The sequence below is a fragment of the Pseudomonas sp. SIMBA_041 genome (assembly GCF_046535095.1).
In the GTDB taxonomy this organism is placed as follows: Bacteria; Pseudomonadota; Gammaproteobacteria; order Pseudomonadales; family Pseudomonadaceae; genus Aquipseudomonas; species Aquipseudomonas mucoides.
Genome location: NZ_JAWRXJ010000806.1, coordinates 1 through 244 on the forward strand (window position 1 = coordinate 1; position 244 = coordinate 244).

Genomic DNA, 244 nt, shown 5'->3' on the forward strand with positions numbered 1-244 from the left:
GGTAAACGGCAGCGGCTGAACAAATTCAGAATGTGCTTTACCAGCCTGGCTGGCCGCAGGTAGCCATTCACGAGCATAGCTTTGTCGTTCGCCTGGCTGGTAGTTTTGTGGATCAAACGGCATCCGGGTATGGAGGCAAGTAAGATGCGCTTTTACCCTTGCCTCGCTTTCATCACAGTTGAGCGCTTCACCGCCCGGTAGATAATGACTTTGCCCGATGTAGTCGATCAGTTCCTGCACCAGT

The 244-nt window shown here is 52.9% G+C and carries 1 protein-coding gene; it reads right to left on the reverse strand.

The window, feature by feature from the left end; all coding sequences use genetic code 11:
• A partial coding sequence (locus SB725_RS33355) for a hypothetical protein (protein ID WP_410923715.1) occupies nt 1-244 on the reverse strand: 244 nt, incomplete at both ends.